This is a genomic window from Anoxybacillus sp. EFIL, assembly GCF_013096955.1.
Taxonomy (GTDB): Bacteria; Bacillota; Bacilli; order Bacillales; family Anoxybacillaceae; genus Anoxybacillus; species Anoxybacillus ayderensis.
In genome coordinates this window covers 228,962-246,177 of sequence record NZ_SDLH01000002.1, presented here as the reverse complement: position 1 = coordinate 246,177, position 17,216 = coordinate 228,962, and the positions used below count along the sequence as shown (strand labels likewise).

Annotated in this window: 16 protein-coding genes and 5 pseudogenes; 3 read left to right on the top strand and 18 right to left on the bottom strand. The window is 41.0% G+C overall.

The features are described from left to right. Positions 1-54: 54 nt before the first annotated feature. Together ES017_RS04305 and ES017_RS04300 are read right to left on the bottom strand one after the other, a co-directional pair. Positions 55-3,177 (bottom strand): efflux RND transporter permease subunit, encoded by a 3,123-nt coding sequence (locus tag ES017_RS04305; protein WP_171334803.1) that lies wholly within the window; start codon positions 3,175-3,177, stop codon positions 55-57. Continuing rightward, positions 3,174-3,620, bottom strand: coding sequence for a MarR family winged helix-turn-helix transcriptional regulator (locus tag ES017_RS04300; RefSeq protein WP_171334802.1), 447 nt, complete (start codon positions 3,618-3,620; stop codon positions 3,174-3,176). Before ES017_RS04300 ends, ES017_RS04305 begins: the two co-directional genes overlap by 4 nt. Before the next feature lie 124 nt (positions 3,621-3,744). Between ES017_RS04300 and ES017_RS04295 the strand changes: the two genes are divergently transcribed. Continuing rightward, a complete protein-coding gene (locus tag ES017_RS04295) occupies positions 3,745-4,305 on the top strand; it encodes a Uma2 family endonuclease (RefSeq protein WP_171334801.1) in 561 nt (186 codons plus the stop codon). A 302-nt stretch (positions 4,306-4,607) separates the two neighbouring features. Here the strand turns inward: ES017_RS04295 and ES017_RS04290 are convergent, their stop codons facing one another. Both ES017_RS04290 and ES017_RS04285 read right to left on the bottom strand, forming a co-directional pair. Further along, entirely contained in the window at positions 4,608-5,048 is a 441-nt protein-coding gene (locus ES017_RS04290) for a DUF4275 family protein (RefSeq protein ID WP_035381367.1), read from the bottom strand. A 59-nt stretch (positions 5,049-5,107) separates the two neighbouring features. Further along, a complete protein-coding gene (locus ES017_RS04285) occupies positions 5,108-5,434 on the bottom strand; it encodes a GIY-YIG nuclease family protein (protein ID WP_035381361.1) in 327 nt (108 codons plus the stop codon). A gap of 168 nt (positions 5,435-5,602) precedes the next feature. Here ES017_RS04285 and ES017_RS04280 point away from each other — a divergent pair. After that, positions 5,603-6,629: pseudogene (locus tag ES017_RS04280) on the top strand (IS4 family transposase). A gap of 14 nt (positions 6,630-6,643) precedes the next feature. Here ES017_RS04280 and ES017_RS04275 read toward each other — a convergent pair. Further along, the gene (locus ES017_RS04275; RefSeq protein ID WP_171334800.1) at positions 6,644-6,982 is read right to left on the bottom strand and encodes a hypothetical protein; all 339 of its coding nucleotides are present in this window, start codon (positions 6,980-6,982) and stop codon (positions 6,644-6,646) included. A gap of 178 nt (positions 6,983-7,160) precedes the next feature. Further along, positions 7,161-7,322, bottom strand: a complete 162-nt coding sequence (locus tag ES017_RS04270; protein WP_171334799.1) for a hypothetical protein — start codon at positions 7,320-7,322, stop codon at positions 7,161-7,163. 624 nt (positions 7,323-7,946) lie between these two features. On the opposite strand from ES017_RS04270, the pseudogene ES017_RS04260 reads away from it, so the two are divergent. Beyond that, a pseudogene (locus ES017_RS04260) lies at positions 7,947-8,141 on the top strand (IS701 family transposase); the annotation flags it as partial. Between the two features lie 71 nt (positions 8,142-8,212). Here the strand turns inward: ES017_RS04260 and ES017_RS04255 are convergent. The 12 genes and pseudogenes from ES017_RS04255 to ES017_RS16210 all read right to left on the bottom strand — a co-directional run bounded on the left by ES017_RS04255 (position 8,213) and on the right by ES017_RS16210 (position 17,216). Beyond that, the gene (locus ES017_RS04255) at positions 8,213-8,560 is read right to left on the bottom strand and encodes a DUF4260 domain-containing protein (RefSeq protein ID WP_171334798.1); all 348 of its coding nucleotides are present in this window, start codon (positions 8,558-8,560) and stop codon (positions 8,213-8,215) included. Between the two features lie 291 nt (positions 8,561-8,851). Continuing rightward, a pseudogene (locus ES017_RS04250) lies at positions 8,852-9,565 on the bottom strand (transposase); the annotation flags it as partial. Between the two features lie 149 nt (positions 9,566-9,714). Then, positions 9,715-10,871 (bottom strand): annotated as a pseudogene (locus ES017_RS04245) (IS3 family transposase). 63 nt (positions 10,872-10,934) lie between these two features. Further along, positions 10,935-11,375: pseudogene (locus ES017_RS04240) on the bottom strand (IS1380 family transposase); the annotation flags it as partial. Between the two features lie 135 nt (positions 11,376-11,510). Continuing rightward, positions 11,511-12,158, bottom strand: coding sequence for a 4'-phosphopantetheinyl transferase family protein (locus tag ES017_RS04235; RefSeq protein WP_025039069.1), 648 nt, complete (start codon positions 12,156-12,158; stop codon positions 11,511-11,513). A gap of 108 nt (positions 12,159-12,266) precedes the next feature. After that, positions 12,267-13,472, bottom strand: coding sequence for an FAD-dependent oxidoreductase (locus ES017_RS04230; RefSeq protein WP_014195829.1), 1,206 nt, complete (start codon positions 13,470-13,472; stop codon positions 12,267-12,269). Next, positions 13,469-13,936 carry a 3-hydroxyacyl-ACP dehydratase FabZ family protein gene (locus ES017_RS04225; RefSeq protein WP_014195828.1) on the bottom strand — a complete coding sequence of 156 codons (468 nt, stop codon included), beginning with the start codon at positions 13,934-13,936 and terminating at the stop codon, positions 13,469-13,471. Before ES017_RS04225 ends, ES017_RS04230 begins: the two co-directional genes overlap by 4 nt. Positions 13,937-13,950: 14 nt before the next feature. After that, positions 13,951-14,361, bottom strand: coding sequence for an enoyl-CoA hydratase/isomerase family protein (locus ES017_RS15895; RefSeq protein ID WP_253263352.1), 411 nt, complete (start codon positions 14,359-14,361; stop codon positions 13,951-13,953). Beyond that, complete coding sequence (locus ES017_RS15890) at positions 14,348-14,710, bottom strand: enoyl-CoA hydratase/isomerase family protein (protein WP_253263351.1); 363 nt, start codon at positions 14,708-14,710, stop codon at positions 14,348-14,350. The genes ES017_RS15895 and ES017_RS15890 overlap by 14 nt, the downstream gene beginning before the upstream one ends. Positions 14,711-14,719: 9 nt before the next feature. After that, on the bottom strand, positions 14,720-16,216 hold the full coding sequence (locus tag ES017_RS04215) for a phytoene desaturase family protein (protein WP_014195826.1): 1,497 nt from the start codon (positions 16,214-16,216) through the stop codon (positions 14,720-14,722). Further along, entirely contained in the window at positions 16,174-16,977 is an 804-nt protein-coding gene (locus ES017_RS04210; RefSeq protein WP_253263355.1) for a 2-oxo acid dehydrogenase subunit E2, read from the bottom strand. The genes ES017_RS04215 and ES017_RS04210 overlap by 43 nt, the downstream gene beginning before the upstream one ends. Next, complete coding sequence (locus ES017_RS16210) at positions 16,977-17,216, bottom strand: acyl carrier protein (RefSeq protein WP_171334796.1); 240 nt, start codon at positions 17,214-17,216, stop codon at positions 16,977-16,979. The genes ES017_RS04210 and ES017_RS16210 overlap by 1 nt, the downstream gene beginning before the upstream one ends.

Genomic DNA, 17,216 nt, shown 5'->3' with positions numbered 1-17,216 from the left:
CCAACAACTATTTTTCACATTATATCACAAAAGAGCGGGCATCGACACCCGCTCTTATTTCATAAATGGCCACCAATTCGCCCGTCCAAACGTTTTTGCCATCACCGGAATGAATAACGGTAAAACGACAAGTGCATATAAGAAAAGACCTGTTAAAATAATCGTCGCAATTTGCAATAGCGATAATACGCCAGATGGATACATCGCCGCAAACGTTCCCCCTAAAATGATCGCCGCGGAAATAATGACCGTCCCCATATGACGCATCGCTTCAAGCATCGCTTCTTGAACGGTTTTATCGCGATATTCATTAAAGCGATCCATTAAGAAAATGCTATAGTCAATGCCGAGCGCCATTAAAATGACGAACGCAAAAAACGGAACAGCCCAGTTTATTCCTTCGTATCCAAGCATATTCACAAACACAAGTTCAGTAAATGCCATCGACGTATAATACGTTAAAATAAGCGATAACATTAAATACGCTGGCATAATAAACGAACGAAGAAGAACAATTAAAATGATCGCAATCCCTGCAAGCATAAATACCGATGTTCGGGCATAATCAGCGGCAGAAATGTCGCGCAAATCGGAATAAATGCTCGTCACGCCGCCAACGCCTACTTTCGCATGCTCAAGTTTTGTACCATTTACCGCTCGAGCAATCGCTTCTTTCACTTCCGCGATTTTTTTCATCGTTGTCGTTTCATACGGATTGGAAGAAAAGACGACGTCAAACGTTACTACTTTCCCGTCTTTCGACACATATGCTTCCTTCGCTTGCGCAAATTCCTCGCTCGTCAACAATTGTGGCGGCATATACCATCCTGCCATTTCTTCGTCTGGTGCATTCGCTAAGTCAGAAACGTACTGTTTGGCTGAGTGTAACCCATCTTCTACTTGTTGCAATCCATTTACACTTTGGTTTAATCCTGAGATGAGTTGATCCATTTGACCATTGAGTTGCGAAAAACCTGTAAGCAATTGCTGTTGTCCGTCGTTTACTTTCGCTAGCCCATTTGTCACTTCTGGCAATCGTTGAACAATTTGCCCTTGACCATCCGCTGCTTGCTCTAATCCGGAACGAAGCTTTCCAAGTCCAACGACCACTTGATCCATTCCCGTAATAAGCGCTTGCTGTCCCCTTGTTACTGTTGCAAACGATTCATTTGCTTGTTGCAAACCATATTGAACATTTTGTAACGCGTCGTTCACTTGAGCAAGGGCACCGGATAACGTGTTCATTTGCGCGCTCATCTGTTGAACGGCTTGCTTCACATGTGCATACTCCGCATCTTCACGCAAGCCTGTATGACGTTCTTCAATACGGTTCAGCGATTGAGAAAGAAGCGGCAACTGTTCAGAAATAGCGTGCAATCCACCTTCAATTTGTTCATATTGTTCACTTAATTGACGCAGTCCGTCGGTTGCTTGCTCATATCCTTTTCGCAATTCGTTCGCTCCATCATGTAGCTTTTTCATATTCGTTTGTATCGTCTGTAACCCTTTTTCAAGATCAGCCGCACCAATCGCTCCGCTTCGTACTCCTTCTTCCAATTGCTTCAATGCTTGTTGTAAATCAGTCATTCCCGTTTCCAATTTTGACGTTCCGTTGACGAGCTCGTGAATACCACCTGTCGCCTGAGCTAACTTTGGAGCGGACTTTGCCATTTCGTTGCTCGCTTCGCTTAACCCAGAACGAATTTGCCCGATACCGTCTGCTCCTTTTCCAAGTCCATCTTTTAACTGTTCCGCTTGCTTTGTCACAAACAATTGATCAATTGGCTCTCCAAGCGGGCGAGTTACTGAACGAACAGCTTCCACGCCATCAATATTTGCCACTTCGCGACTAATTTTTTCAATCAAGTAGTAATATTGTTCATCATCCATCGCTTCATCATTTTTCATGACGATTTTCGTCGGCATCGCTTCCCCTTCACTAAAGTGAGAAGAAATGATGTTGAATGCTTTAACGGAAGGATAACGATCGCCAATTTCCGCCATCGAGTTAAACGAAAGTTTTCCATCATACGTCAATAAAATCGGCAATGTAATGACCGCGACAATCGCAAGCGCCCATAGCGGACGAGCGAAAGAAAAACGACCTGCTGCATCCCATAATTTGCTCGGTTTATGTTCAAGCGCGCCTTTCATCGGCCAAAAGAGCTTTTCGCCAAGTGTAGCCATAAAAAACGGCACAAGCGTAACAAGCGCAACAAGTAACACAACGACACCGACGGCTACGGCTGATGCAGATTGATACAATTTAAACGTCGATAAGCCAATGGACGCAAATCCGATCATGACCGCTAGTCCGCTAAAAATAACCGTTTTTCCTGCTGTTTTATACGTCGCAATAATCGCTTCAGTTCGATCTTCTCGCTTCGCTAGTTCTTCTTTAAAACGGCTAAGCAGTAAAATGCAATAGTCTGTTCCAATTCCGAATAAAACGGCAACTAAAAACGTTTGTGTAAACGTAGAAAGTGGAAAATCAACACGATCAACAAGAAAAGCAACAATCGCTTGCGACACGATATACGTCAATCCAACCGTCAGCAACGGCACAAACGGAGCGACGAGCGAACGGAACACAAGAAATAAAACGACTAAAATAAAAATGACGGTAATACCTTCCGTTTTTTTCAACCCTTCTTGTGAACTTTGAATGACATCTTCATCGATCATCCAACTACCTGTGTAATAGTGCGGCACATCAATATTCTCGATCACATCATAAAGCGCTGTGCTTATTTCTTTTGCGGTGCGTTTGTTTCGTTCTAATTGAAGCGAAATGAGTACCGTTGTTTCATCTTTTGAAACGAGCTTTTCTTTGAGCGAGCTGTCATCAAGTGGCGAAACAATTTGTATTAAACCGAGCGATTCTTTTTTCGCTTGTAGTTGTTCAATAGCCTTCTCAATTTCATTCCAATCCTTTTCTTGCAATCTTTCTTTGCGATGAAAGACGAGGACGGCGCTCATTTCCCCTTCCTTATTTTCTTGCTTTTGTACTTCTTTTAATAACTCGCTAGCAAGCGAAGACGAATAGCCGTCTGGGACGGTAATTTGCCCTTTTTCACGCACAAGTTGTGCCATATTCGGAGCAGTCATAACGAGCACAACAGCGGCGACAACCCACGCGAGTAAAACGACCCATTTTCCGCGAATAATCGTTTTCATTTTTTCTCCTCCATTTCTTGTAAAATCTTCGCTAGTTTCTCATACGTTTGAATAAACTGTTCAATTTCTTCATGTGAAAGCTTTGTCATCATTGTTTCAACAAGTTCATATACTTTTCGTTCTGTTTCAACGAGCCATTGTTCACCTTTTTCCGTAAGCGAAAGAGCAATAATACGGCGATCGTCTTCATCTTTGCCACGTGCAATCATTCCTTTTTCAACAAGACGGTTTGTCATCGCCGTAATCGCGCTTTTATTTACCGCAAACACGTCCGCTAATTCCGTCGATGTACACATCCCTCGTTTATATATGTAGCGCAATACATAATATTGATCGTGCGTAATATCGTCTAATTCACACTTCATCAACGCAGCCCCTCGTTTATTGACAAGAAACGAAACGGATAAATATCGCTCAATAAATTGTTGTATGCTTCGCTCCATCGGTCAATGCCTCCCATCCATATAGTTCAATTATTTAACTGTTTAATAATATAACTATGAAACACGAAATGGTCAATGACGAAGTGATGTGTGGTATAATATTGAAAAAAGTGAGGGATACGCGATGAATCCACAATCACCCAAACTGTATACGTATGCCGATTATGTTCAATGGGACGGGCGTTGGGAGCTCATTAACGGGAAAGCTTACAACACGAGCCCTTCACCAACATGGGAGCATCAATTTACCGTCATGGAACTATCGTTTGCGTTTCGTTCGCATTTTCAAAATAAAAATTGCTACGTTCCCATAGCTCCGTTTGATGTTTGTCTCTCTGACAGCGACGACTACACGTATGCAAAACATGTCGTACAACCCGATATTTCCGTCATTTGCAATCGAAACAATTTAACACCAAACGGCTGTTTAGGCGCACCAACACTCATTGTCGAAGTTCTTTCTCCGTCTACAGCATTAAAAGACCGAAATGAAAAATTTAAGCTATACGAGCAGTTTAACGTGCAAGAATATTGGATTGTTGATCCTTTGTATAAAACAGTCGAAGTATTTGGGTTGGAGGATGGTTTTTTTAAAAAAAGAGAGGCATTTGGAGAAAATGACACGATTACGTCCTTTATATTTACAAACTTTTCTCTCGAGGCGAAGCGATTATTTTTTCAATAAAAAAGGCAGCCAATAGCCGAGTCACAAGCTAATTGGGCAGCCTTTTTCTTTTTATCGTTTAAGCCGCGACGTCGCGTTTTTGGAACATCCACCATGTCACCGCATTGAACACGACAGAATACACAAGCAGCACCGCAAGCGAAAACGGCATTGCCTCGTGGAGTTCATTTACCGTGCAGCGAAACAAAATATTCCTATTGATACCGTGAAAAAACAGCTCCACGTGGCATAAGGAGTACCCTGTTTGTTTCTTTTTTAAATAGTAATTATTGTAACAAAAATCGCTCAACTACAGTAATTACTTAAGCTTTTGTATCTCTATAACTAAAATAAGGACCGCACCACCCAGTTTCGTGTGTTTTTACATAAGTCCAGTTAAATTCTTTGTCTACAACATAAACATCAAATTCATTCAACAAATCATTTGCATTCAAGTTAGCTGCCTCTTCAACAATAAAAACATCATCTGTATGTTGGTAAAAAATATAACAGGAATTTTTCCGTTCATTATTAAAAGCCGTTTCTGCTTCTTGCTCTTTCAAACAAACTCTTTTTTCGAAGCTGAATACATGCCATAAATATCCACAAAAACCATCGTCATCGTACATAAAAATTTCTTTCTTTTCATTATGACTCAAATGATTTGCAAAAACATTCTCCCATTGCTTTCGTAAAAAAGTCCCCCATTTAGGAACTTCAATCACCTTAATACTTTTATTTTTAAGTATCTCATTTATACTCATATTAAGTTCCATCTCTTCACCAACCTTTAGATTAACTCAATAATAAAATTGTAAATTTATCAGCCTTTTTTATTGTATTTAGGACGATATGCTAAGATAAAAGAGGATTCAAGTGCTTGTCTAGCAATAATATCAATTTTTTCATCTAACTTTATAATATGAATTAAATTACCTTCTTTAAACCAAGGTTTGTCCGACTCTTTTGGAGTATGCTTATAACATCTATCGTTTAATGAAGTACCTGTTTCTCCAATATATAAACATTCAGAATTATTATAAAATAAGTATATGATATTTGAAACCGAAATTTCTTCTTTAAATTTTTGTATATCTTGTTTATTAGAAACTAGATTACAATAATTATATTTTACAGTTTTTAATTCCATTTTATCCCCCTTTGAATTATTATTTTATCTTTTAGTTAAGTAAATATCATTACTTCAAAACACGTGTGTTGATTAACCAATAATATCCATAAAAACATAGAAAAAAGAGCACTTTTCCTGTAGAATGTAAGTAATCACACAAACAAACCCAGGAAAGAGGTGCTCTTTATGAACAAGCATACCACACTCCCGAATTTGATGCAAAAAATTGTGTCAGACGAAGACATTCAAACCATCACAGAAGCAGTCGGTTATCACGACTCATCTCGTAAATTTACCGTACGTACGTTAATCGACTTTTTCCTTCTCGCTGCTGTCCATGAGTGGAAGAGTTTTCGTCATGGTGCTGATGTGGCGCCCACTTACCAATTGCCGCGTTTTCATTATTCGACGGTGGCAAACAAGGCGAAGGAGATTCCATATGAAATCATGAAGCGTTTGTTTGCACTAATCGTTTCGAAGTGTAATCGCAAAATACGGCGATCTCTTCGATTCCCGAAACCTCTTCGCATTGTCGATTCGACAACGGTGACAGTCGGAAAGAACCGCCTATCATGGGCGCCTTATCATGGGGAACGGTCAGGGATTAAACTGCATGTCGCTTATTCTCCTCAACACCAGTCACCAATGGATGCCATAGAAACAACCGGTCTACGCCACGATGGTCCTGTCGGGGAAGCGTTGACACATCCGAAGCAAATTCTTGTGGAAGATCGGGCGTATTTTAAAATCGAACGGATCGACCAATTTGCCGAAAATGGACAACTTTTTGTCATTCGCATGAAAGAAAATGTAGAGATTCATCGTCGTCACCGTTTACAGCGTCTTGTTTCTTCCGATTCCAATGTCATCGCTGATTGACGTATCGGCAGAAAAGATTGCCGACATGTATCAAGAGCGTTGGGCAGTCGAGGTCTTTTTTCGATGGATCAAGCAATACTTGAATGTACCTACCTTATTTGGGACAACAAAAAACGCCGTCTACAATCAGCTGTTTGCGGCGTTCATTGCCTATGTGTTATTGAGATGGCTATATGACCGAACAGAGAAACGAACGCAAACCACCCTCACGTTCATTTCTTTCGTTCGTCGGGTTTTATTTGGGCAACTTCCTCTCGATTGGAAATCAGAGATGGTAGCTGTCTTATTTGAGCATGCCCATTTTTACGGGAGAAGTATTCATAATTTTGGATAATCAACACTCGTGCCTTATTTTTTATCATCCTTCGTTACTTTTGAAAGTTTAAAAATACCAACTAACAGACAAATCATACTTCCTGCCCATAATGCCCCTGATTCACCTAAAAGAAGGGAAATTTCTTCTGACGCCATCGGATGATTAATGTCAAAAGAAATGGCTTTTAATGCCAAGTATACTGCAATAGAGAACGATACAAAATGTACGAAAATCCAAAGAAATGCTGCTCTTTGTGCTCGATTCCTTCTCCAAAGAAAAATTAATGTAATCATTGCAATGAACATTATTGTGGAAAAACCACCAATTAACATGTTCATCACTTCTTCTTCCAAAGGCAGATGCCGATGCATGTTAAGAACACCTCACATAATGGATAAATGAACTCGTAGTGCTAGTTGAGAACTAGCACTACGAGTATTCCTCATTGTTCCTCTCTCTTTAAAAAACTCATTATATGGATTCAAGGCGTTAAAAAATCTTAATATTAGGAAAATGAACAAGGGAGCTAGGTGTACAACATATGCATATTTATCTATCTTTCGCTACGAAAAATCCCGTCATCCCCATAGTAAGGCTTGGTGCCAAACTCCAAAGGAAAAATCCCCACCTGTTTGTCAATAAGGAAATGACTAAGAAAATCAACGGCACGAACAACATTACTCCTATGGCAATTTTCTGATATCGATTCATTCGGCTTCCTCCTTTCCCCTCCATGCCCTTATTGACCGTTTCTCCCCTTTGGCGAGTGTTGGTCAAGGGCGAATCCGATGCCATCATTCTTTTTAAATACCTTAACAAGGAATTTAAAAAGGTCTTTTCATAGATTTTTTGACACTACCGAGCGAAAAAAGATTAGGCAATTTCGTTTCCTCCCGTCATTTCTAGAAATATTTCTTCCAACGATTTCGCGAGCACATGAATGCCGTATACGTTGATTCCTTCCGCGACAAGCATAGCATTTAGCCAAGGAATATCTTTATAATCGAGCGTCACTTCCAATCCTTGTTCGACGAGGCGAACATCGAGATGCGGATCGTGCGCTTTCACCATTTGTGCCGCCTTCTCCTTCGGCTCGACGATAAACAGCACCTTCTCCGTTTGTTGTGACAGCTCTTGTACCGATTCGATCGTCACAAGCTTGCCATGCTGAATGATCACAAAGCGGTCGCACATCATCTCCATTTCTGATAGAAGATGGCTCGATACGACGACTGCCAATCTTTCCTCCCTTGCTAGCTTGCGCAAATAGTCGCGAATTTCACGAATGCCGGCCGGGTCCAGTCCGTTTGTTGGTTCATATAAAATAAGAACAGACGGGCGGTGAAACGGTATTGGATCTTGGTACAACTTGCGTATATGTACAGCATGTTCAAGTCGAACAGCAATGTTTCGGATGGGCTCGATCTCCTGCGCAAGCGAAAAGGACATTGCCTCGTGGAGTTCATTTACAGCGCAGCGAAACAAAATATTCCCCTTGATACCGTGAAAAAACAGCTCCACGTTACATAAGGGGTACCCTGTTTGTTTCTTTTTCAATCGGTAATTATTGTTATAAAAAATACTCAACTACAGTAGTTTATTTAAACACGATTTAAATGCGTGTCTTTAAAATGTGTTGGATACTTTAATCCATAACCAATCATCCTATCCATTCCGATATGGGCAGACCATATTAAACCTATCTCTAAAACAACTTCGTTTGATAACAATACTCCTAAGATAACAACTCCAATTGGTAAACTATATGTATGAAATAAATTATAAAGCACTGCACCAACCTTATTATTGAATAAATAACCTATCATTGATATATCTGGAGCTAATAACAAAACGAAAAACAAAAGCCAACTAAATTGATTATAAGAGTAAAAATAAAGACTTAACAATAGGACAGCTACCCCTTCTAGGTGTAAAAGAATTTTATTCATAATATCCTCCCTTAATAATAAAAAAGATTATTGTATTAACAATTATATTGAACAAATCTTCCCCGTAGTTGAATAACCTCTACACCTGAATCCGTGATGGGTTGACATCGACTTTGATTTTGTTGCTGGTTTTATAGATGTTTCATCCACAAAACCCTTTTTTGTGCTTGCGACCGATGTTATGTATATTCTTGGAAATGAAACAAACCTCTTTTTTGGGCATAAGAACTAAAAAGAGAGATAAGAAAACAAAGAGGTGGCGTTGAACATTGGTGTTCGAACAAATGTTTGTTATCCTCCTTCTCTCCATTTGATGTACATGTTCAGAAGGGAATCGCTATAGCCACTCCTTCTCGTCAACTTCATCCATCGTTGCCACGATCGGCGAACGAGTCGCCCTGCCATCGTGATCACCGTCTGAATCATCGTCTTAATTCGGTGACGCTTCACTTTGTGATGCAATGGATGGCTCGGATCATTGAATACATCTTGCTCAATCAGCCGAAGAAGATTGTAAACGAAGGCTCCTATGACCAAAACGAGTGCTTTTGTATACGTGTTTCCATCGATCGCTACGGTCTGTGGAAGGCATAGTTCATAGGTTTGCACTCCTTCTGTTTGTCCATCATCGACGCGTTTGCCTTTTTGCGAAGCGATCTGAAACCAAAGCGCTTTCGATTCTCGTCGTAAGTTTCGCTTGATGACAAAGTCCACGTCTTCCTTTAGGCATACGTGCACATTCGCTTCTGCATCGTTCCCTGCATCCATGCGAACAAGCAAACGAGACGCGGTCAGTTGACGGGCTCGACGGATGGCGGTGATTAAAAACGAGGGCATGTCGTCTTGCACATGTTGTTTTCCAGGACGCAGCTCGGCATGAACGAGATACCCTTCCTTCCCTGCATACGCAAACAATGGCGTAAAACCGTCAAATCCTTTATACGTTCGATTCACTCCTTCTTTTTTCGTACCGGAGTTGTCAAATGGGGAGCCATCTATATTGATATTAGGTCAATAAAGTAGACACAAAAATTTATAAATTTTTAGCAGCTACCGCGCTATCGCTTGGTGGCCTTTTAAAAACAATTACGACGCTGTCCTAATTATTTTTAAAAGGTAAATTTTCGGGTCTCATTTTTCTATTAATATGCTCATTAAGCTCCTTTTTTATAGTACATACGTTCGTATTCAGAAGGTGAAAAATACCCTGCTGCGGAGTGAATACGTTTGTTATTGTAAAATATTTCTATATACTCGAATATGCTCTTTTTTGCTTCTTCCCTTGTTTTATAACGAGTCTGATAAATTAGTTCTTTTTTTATGATCCCATGAAATGATTCGATACAAGCGTTGTCATAACAGTTTCCTTTGCGGCTCATGCTACATTTCATACCGTATTCAATTAGCTTAGCTTGATAGTCATTTGAAGCATATTGACTCCCTCGATCAGAGTGATGGAGGATAGATCCTTGTGGTTGTTGACGCTGATATGCTTGCTTTAAAGCGCTCAACACTAGCTCCTTTTTCATTGAACAATCTATATGCCAGCCGACTATTTTCCTTGAATACAAATCCATAACACTAGCTAGATAAAGCCAACCCTCATCCGTTGGAACGTATGTGATATCAGCTACCCACACCTCATTTGGTTTTGTAACAGTAAAATTTTGGTTTAAGACATTTTCATGGACCGGATGGTTATGTTTCGAGTTAGTGGTTGCTTTATGCTTTTTCACGGTACGAGACTTCATTCCCTTTTCTTTCATTATGCGGGAGACCGTCTTCTGTGAAACCTTAATTCCTTCATGATTGAGCTTTTTGGTAACCTTTGGACTCCCACACAACTGGCGGGATTCGATATACACACGACGCACTTCCTGCGTCAATTCTTCTCAGCGCTCTTGTCTAGCACTTTTGGGACGATCACGCCACTTATAATAACCGCTTCGAGAAACTTTCAAAACTTCGCACATCTTCTCCAATCGGTAATCGAAGCGATGTTCATGGATAAATGAATATTTTACCGATGGTCTTTCGCGAAGAAGTGCATCGCCTTTTTTAAGATGGAGTTTTCCTCCTCTAGATCCCGAATACGTTTCTTCAGTTCACGAACTTCGTGGTCTTCAGTTCGAAAAGTTTGGGTTTCTGATATTTCTGGTTCTTGCTTATACTTTTTCACCCAACCGTGAAGCGTATTTTCATTAATTTTGAGCTCCCGAGCCACTTGTGCAACGGATTTCGCTTCCTCCAAAATATAACGAACAGTTTGACGCTTAAAGTCTTCTTCGTATCGCCTTTGTTTTTTTGTCATGTAGACACCTCATTTTTTAGTCTATTATTACTATAATAATCTGTGTCTACTTTTTAGTCTAACATCAATATCAAGGGGAAGCCATGTCGTCTTCCCTTTGTTCCAACAAGAGGACAAGGTGGCATGTCGTTGCATCAACAGACGCATGGACTCCTCCCAAAGAATCGTTTCGGTCATCGGAAGACAAGCGAGCTGATCGAGTCGCTGTCGCAAGGTTGGGGAGGAAGGCACGTGCTGGATCCCCATCGATGCCGAAAAGATATCGTCCTGACGATACGCTTCGATATGATCAAAATCCGTTTTTCCTGTGGCAAGCAAGCCGATCATCGAGCGAATGACGTCTCTATGGGAAATGTGCACGTCTCGACGAACGGTTGGAAGCCGAAGGGCGTTTAGTCGTTTATCCAGTTTCGTTTGATGTAGTAAGTAGCCAACGAGAGCAAGCACAGCACTTTGGATAATCGTTTCATCTGTCAATACAAACCGAATCGGGAAATCTTTCATCCCATTCACCTACTTAATGAGGAATCGTCAACATCGTTTTCCCTTATCGTATCAACGGTTTGCTACCATTGTAAAGATATTTTGTCACGGATTCAGCTCTTTAGCATCTTTACAGGTTGTAAAAATTCTAGAAACTTATATAGCAGCTAAAATTTTTACACTCACGTCACTTCCGCTCGTTCTAATACATAGTGAGTAAACATCGCGATCCGAGATTTTAGAGAAAAACTTATATGATTGGCCTTTATACTCAATTTCATCCTGAAGCAAGGATGTATCGCTCAAATCAGTCGTGAGCCCTTCTCCTGTTGCTTTGCACAGAGCTTCTTTTCTCGTCCATAACCATAACATCCCCATTTGTTTTTCACTGGATTTCAATTGTTGAAGATATGCTCGTTCGTCTTGATGAAAAAATATCGGGTGATCAACTCCATGGACATTGCGATGCTCCTCAATATCAACTCCTACTGGGGTAGAGGGACTTATCGCAATAAGAAACGTTTGCTTAGAATGAGAAACATTAAAGTAACATCGGTTTGAAGGAAGCTGAGGCTTTCTGTTTAAACCATAGACAAACTGTATCTCACCAGGACTCTCCCCTATTTTTCGAGATAGAAGCCATCGCAAATGCCCGCGTATTAGAATGAATTTCTTTTGGTCACTCTTTCGTTTAAAGCGGCTCGCTCGAAGATATTCATCTCCAGAAAGATAGGATATATACTCTTCAAGCCTTGGTTCTAGTGACGTAATCGAAGCTTTATGAACATCAACCGTCTCGATCATTTTACGTCTCGTGGCGGAATAGGAATGTACTTAAGCCGCTTACCCTTTGATAAAAAAGACCATGTGACCAATAAGATTGCTGCTGAAATAATCTTTTTCGTATCCATATTAAACCTCCACTTTCTCATTTGCAAAGATTCCATATTGAAGCTTTTCCATGACCGCATATTTAAAAGGCAATCGATCCAGCACTCTCATTTTTAACTTTCGAATGGCGCATTGAATCAGTGAAGAAGCTGCCAAGTTCTGTTCCTGTTGCGCTTGGAAACCTGATACAAATGATACTTGCTGTTTGCGCTTGCTTACAAACTCATCAAAATGCGATGCTGGAATAGGTCTGTTTTTGTACGTGGACAGCCCATCTTTAACATACGGAAGAAGTTCATAGGCATCTTGCATCGCGAGATTAACCCCTTGACCTAAGATCGGCGAAAGGGTATGTGCAGAGTCACCAATAAGAATGATCCCATCCTTCGCCCATTCGTCCACGTGTGCTGTGAAAATTTTTAATAAGGTCGTGTCTTCCCATGAGGTAATATGCTCTTTCATCGGTTCTCGGAGGCGAGGTTCGATTCTGCAGACCTTGTCAATAAACCAGTCTATACTCTTACTCTTGATATAGGCGCTTCCCCCTAATGGAATATAGGTTCCTACACGTAAGTAGTTTGGATAGGTCGGCAAAATAATCACATGATCATGCTTATGGACTTTAATGAGGTTTCCTTCTTCCCAGTTGGCAGGCTTGGGAACTTTGAACCAGATCAAATCACGTGAGAAGTTTTCTTTTTTCACCCGAAAGCCAGCCAATGAACGGATACGGCTAAAACGACCTTCTGCCCCGATGACCAATTGGCTTTGAATCTCTTTTACGTCTTGTTCCTGTTTATAACGTACGCCCACTACCTGGTCGTTCTCCTTTAATAAGTCCATGCACAGCGCCCCGTCAATATAGTGAAAATTCGGATGTTTTAACGCCTGTTGCTTAATGGCTTCAAGAACAACAGGCTGAGGTATGTCAATGCCGAACTTTTGCGGGTGGTCAAATCGGTCAAAGTCTACACTAAATAACTTTTCGTCTCTATCGTACATTTTGATTTTGTTAACTTTAACAAAGCCGTGCTTTTCTAACTCTCGAAAGATTCCTAGCTTTTTAAGGAGATAGACTGAGCCGGGAGCAATCGTTTCTCCACGGAAATCCCGTTCTAATGACTTATTCTTTTCGAGAACGAGGACATCTATGTTTTCTCTTGCTAGGAGGAGACCCATTAGCATCCCTGCTGGACCTCCACCTACAATCACGACTTGCTTTTTCATGATTCTCCCCCTTCCGGCAAGTAAAAGATCAATTGTCCTTTGGCTACTTTCTTGTTATCTTTTGCTCTACGAATCGTTGCTTGAGCCGTATGGTAAGAGCCAATTTGCTTGACAATCTTCACTTTAGCGAGCAGTTCATCTCCAGGCTCTGACACCGAGAGAAAGGAGAAGTTCTCTGTCTTGACAAGGTATCCTTTAAGCGGGGTTACCTGGTCTTGCTGTAGCATCGTAAGGAGCAGGCTTGCCTGTGCAGCCATTTCAATCAACAACACCCCTGGCATCACCGGGTTGTTTGGAAAGTGCCCTGAAAAGAAGGGCTCGTTATGAGCTAACATTTTGCTGCATACAATCGTTTCTCCATCGTAGTCTACAATTTTATCCACGAATAAAAATGGAGGTTGCTGCAAGAGCATATCCATTGGTTTTAATGTTGTCACATCAACTTGTTTAAGAACTGTTACCATCGAAAAACTCCCCCTTACACTAAGACTTGTAGTCTATGTTTAATTTCTTCTTGCTTAAATAAATCGAGAAGGTATCTTGTTTCGACCTCCAACTGTTTCTCTAGCTCACGAGCTGCACGTTCCTTTAATAGCTTTTTTGTTGCCGCAATCGCTGGTGGATGGCCTTCAGCTACTTTTTTTAGATATTGTTCTAGCTTTTCATATAATTCTTGCTTGTTAGCAGCTATCTCATGAATAAGTCCTAACTGAAGGGCTTGTTCAGCAGTGAAAATTTCTCCATTGATCAGCATGTCAAACGTTTTTTCATATCCAATCAAGCGCGGAATTAAATAGCTCGCTCCTAAATCCGGCGAAATCCCCATCTGATGGAAATTTTCGAGGAATTTTGCCCGTTGAAGAGAGATTCTTCGGTCACATGCAAGCATGATGTTGAACCCCCCCCCCGTACGCAAAGCCATTAATCAATGCCACTGTCACTTTCGGAGAGCGGAAAATAGCTAATACGCATTGGTTAAGAACCTCTAGTACTTGTTCAAGGTAGCGAATCCCCTCTTCTCCAACACACGTCAGTAAATCTTCCGGTCTTGGTCCACTGCTAAAAAAGGCACGATGCTTACTTTCGAAGACAATCGAATGGATGTCAGGATCCTGATTTGCTTGCCTTACATTCTTTAGTAGAGAAGTAGCCATCTTTAAATCAAGACCGTTCTTTTTTTCTGGATAATCCATCGATAAATAGATAACATTTTTTTCTTTTCTTGCTTCGATACACATGAAAATCACCTACATAGGAACTTTTTCTTTTGTAAGCTTCTTCCAAAGCTTATAGCCTGATAGAATGACAGACACTACGCCACCACCTGGATCAGTCCATTGTCCACAAATGTACAGACCTTTAATCGGCGTTTCATGCTGTGGTCTCCCTGTCATTTGATTTTTGTTTTGCTCCCATCCGTAAATAGATCCGTAGCTGTTATTTGTATAACGCTCCATTGTAAGCGGGGTACCTGATTCCACATATTCGATGTGATCACGAAGGTTCGGAATTGCTCGTTCGGCCATCTCAATCAAACGATTTTGGTACGCTTCTTTTTGCTCCTTCCAATCAGAGCCGATGTCGTAAGGAACGAGTGTAGTCAAAACAGCTGCATGCTTTCCTTCTGGAGCTAAAGATGGATCGACTAATGACGGTATTGAAATGGCGAGACCACTCAACCCTTCTGGACCTAGCTCATTTAAGCGACTATGTTTGTCCATGACATGGTCATAATTATAGTCACTATAAATGAACGTCTCATGGGATAAGTTGTAATGCTCTAACGGTAGGTCAACGCCGAGAAACACTTCAAATGCTGATATAGATGGCTTTAGCTTTGCAATTCGTTTTTTGTATCGTTCTGGAAAATGTTCCTCTCCAACGAGATTGTGTACGAGCTTTAAGAAATCACCGTTACAAACAATCAGAGGAGCTTCCACATACTCTCCTGTTTGTATATGGACCCCTTTCACTCGCTTGTCTTCGACTTCAATTTTTAACACTTCATTTCGCAAGCAGACTTCTCCGCCAAGCTCTTCAATTCGCTTGACAAACGCATCTGCTAGCTTTTGAAAGCTTCCCCTCGAGTAATAGATATCTTCCTTGAAATAACTCATAATCGCATAAGCGAAAAACATTGCTCCTCCTTGAGTAGGTGGAGTTCCGTAGTACGCCCATAAGGACGAAAAGGAATAAATCGCTTTTGGATCCTGTAAAAAGGACGACGTAAGTTCATGAAAGGTCTTATCTCGATATTTGAGAATAAGTGGGTTTGAAAGCACCTTGAGTGGATCATCTGAATGGAGGAGCATGAGTGTCACTTCATAAAGCTGCTCCATTTCGCGAACAAGAGCTTTGATGTTTTCACTTTCATGAGGAAACTGTTCGCAATAAGCTTGGATTAAACCATCGACTGATCCTGAGACATCAATTTTTCGATCCGGATAATAGGCGGTATAAATATTATCAAGCTTAATAAAATCAATGTCATCGACTATACCTGCTTTTTGAAGTAACTCTTCTAGCAACCCACCATCCTTTGCTCCCGCTACAATTCGAACCGCAGAATCGAAGATATACTTCTTTCGTCTAAACGAATGAGCGTAACCTCCTGCTCGATAATGGCGCTCCAAAACCAAAACGGAGTACCCTTCCTGTGCTAGATAGGTCGCTGCACTCAATCCGCCCATACCAGCACCAATTACAATGACATCATACTCAGACTTTTTTGGTCGTCTTGCCATTGTTGGTTCCCCCAATGCTCTAAAATTGTTTTCACTTCATGTAAAAATTCAGCGGCTACCGCCCCATCGATCGCTCGATGATCAAAGGTCATATTTAGAGGCAAAATAGGTGTCACGACGATAGAACCATCCTTAACAATTGGTTTATCTGTAATGGCCCCTACCCCGAAACAAGTCGTATTCGACGTAATCGGGAAAAACTGTTGAACAGGTAGATGACCGAGCGATGTCACTGTAAAGCTACCTTGTGTTTCTAACCGTTTTTTCGCATTTTTCAAGATTTGTCGATAAATGATTCCACCGAGCCATACAGGTAAACTTTGAAGCTTTCGGACCGACTCGAAGGCTTTCCCTTCTTGAAAGGTCGCCTGCTTCATCCGATCGATGTGCTCTTGAATCATATGAATCGATAGCTCGTTTGAATTTGGAATTACGCTCGATACGACGATCCGTTGTTCACCTACTCGTTTATCGATAGTAAACTTTGCATAAATTTGATCATACGATATATGCTTCGGAAACCATTTGCCGTATACACTCGTGTTTACTTCTGGAAACCTCTCGATTGCTTTGGAAATTGCTACGATCACATAGCTAATATAACTAACGGAGAGGTTTGCTTGTTTATAAGTGGCTCTCGATTGCTTAATAGCCGATGCGTCTACATCCATGCTCAAATAGACCGGCTGCACTTCACGAGCCTGTTCGAGAAAATGAAAGGTATGCCTCCGTATGAAAGGTAACGCCTGCTTTTTGCTCATCATTTTCTTGTAGCCTCTACCAAATCAACAATGTCCTGAATGGTCTCCGCCTTAAGAAATTTCTCCATATCGAGTCGGATGTCGAACTCAGATTCAATACTTGTTAACATACGGAGTGTATTCACCGAATCCCACTTATCATTCTCTTCTTTACTATAGGTCATTGACAATTCGTCTTCCTCGCATTCAAGTACGTCGGCCGCTATTTCAAGAATCAATTGTTCTAGACTTGTTACCAT

Excerpts from the sequence above, each read along its gene's own strand:
- ES017_RS04305 (WP_171334803.1), bottom strand. The coding sequence starts at position 3,177 with ATGAAAACGATTATTCGCGGAAAATGGGTCGTTTTACTCGCGTGGGTT.
- ES017_RS04300 (WP_171334802.1), bottom strand. The coding sequence starts at position 3,620 with ATGGAGCGAAGCATACAACAATTTATTGAGCGATATTTATCCGTTTCG.
- ES017_RS04295 (WP_171334801.1), top strand. The coding sequence starts at position 3,745 with ATGAATCCACAATCACCCAAACTGTATACGTATGCCGATTATGTTCAA.
- ES017_RS04290 (WP_035381367.1), bottom strand. The coding sequence starts at position 5,048 with ATGAGTATAAATGAGATACTTAAAAATAAAAGTATTAAGGTGATTGAA.
- ES017_RS04285 (WP_035381361.1), bottom strand. The coding sequence starts at position 5,434 with ATGGAATTAAAAACTGTAAAATATAATTATTGTAATCTAGTTTCTAAT.
- ES017_RS04275 (WP_171334800.1), bottom strand. The coding sequence starts at position 6,982 with ATGCATCGGCATCTGCCTTTGGAAGAAGAAGTGATGAACATGTTAATT.
- ES017_RS04270 (WP_171334799.1), bottom strand. The coding sequence starts at position 7,322 with ATGAATCGATATCAGAAAATTGCCATAGGAGTAATGTTGTTCGTGCCG.
- ES017_RS04255 (WP_171334798.1), bottom strand. The coding sequence starts at position 8,560 with ATGAATAAAATTCTTTTACACCTAGAAGGGGTAGCTGTCCTATTGTTA.
- ES017_RS04235 (WP_025039069.1), bottom strand. The coding sequence starts at position 12,158 with ATGATCGAGACGGTTGATGTTCATAAAGCTTCGATTACGTCACTAGAA.
- ES017_RS04230 (WP_014195829.1), bottom strand. The coding sequence starts at position 13,472 with ATGAAAAAGCAAGTCGTGATTGTAGGTGGAGGTCCAGCAGGGATGCTA.
- ES017_RS04225 (WP_014195828.1), bottom strand. The coding sequence starts at position 13,936 with ATGGTAACAGTTCTTAAACAAGTTGATGTGACAACATTAAAACCAATG.
- ES017_RS15895 (WP_253263352.1), bottom strand. The coding sequence starts at position 14,361 with ATGCTTGCATGTGACCGAAGAATCTCTCTTCAACGGGCAAAATTCCTC.
- ES017_RS15890 (WP_253263351.1), bottom strand. The coding sequence starts at position 14,710 with ATGTGTATCGAAGCAAGAAAAGAAAAAAATGTTATCTATTTATCGATG.
- ES017_RS04215 (WP_014195826.1), bottom strand. The coding sequence starts at position 16,216 with ATGGCAAGACGACCAAAAAAGTCTGAGTATGATGTCATTGTAATTGGT.
- ES017_RS04210 (WP_253263355.1), bottom strand. The coding sequence starts at position 16,977 with ATGAGCAAAAAGCAGGCGTTACCTTTCATACGGAGGCATACCTTTCAT.
- ES017_RS16210 (WP_171334796.1), bottom strand. The coding sequence starts at position 17,216 with ATGGTAACAAGTCTAGAACAATTGATTCTTGAAATAGCGGCCGACGTA.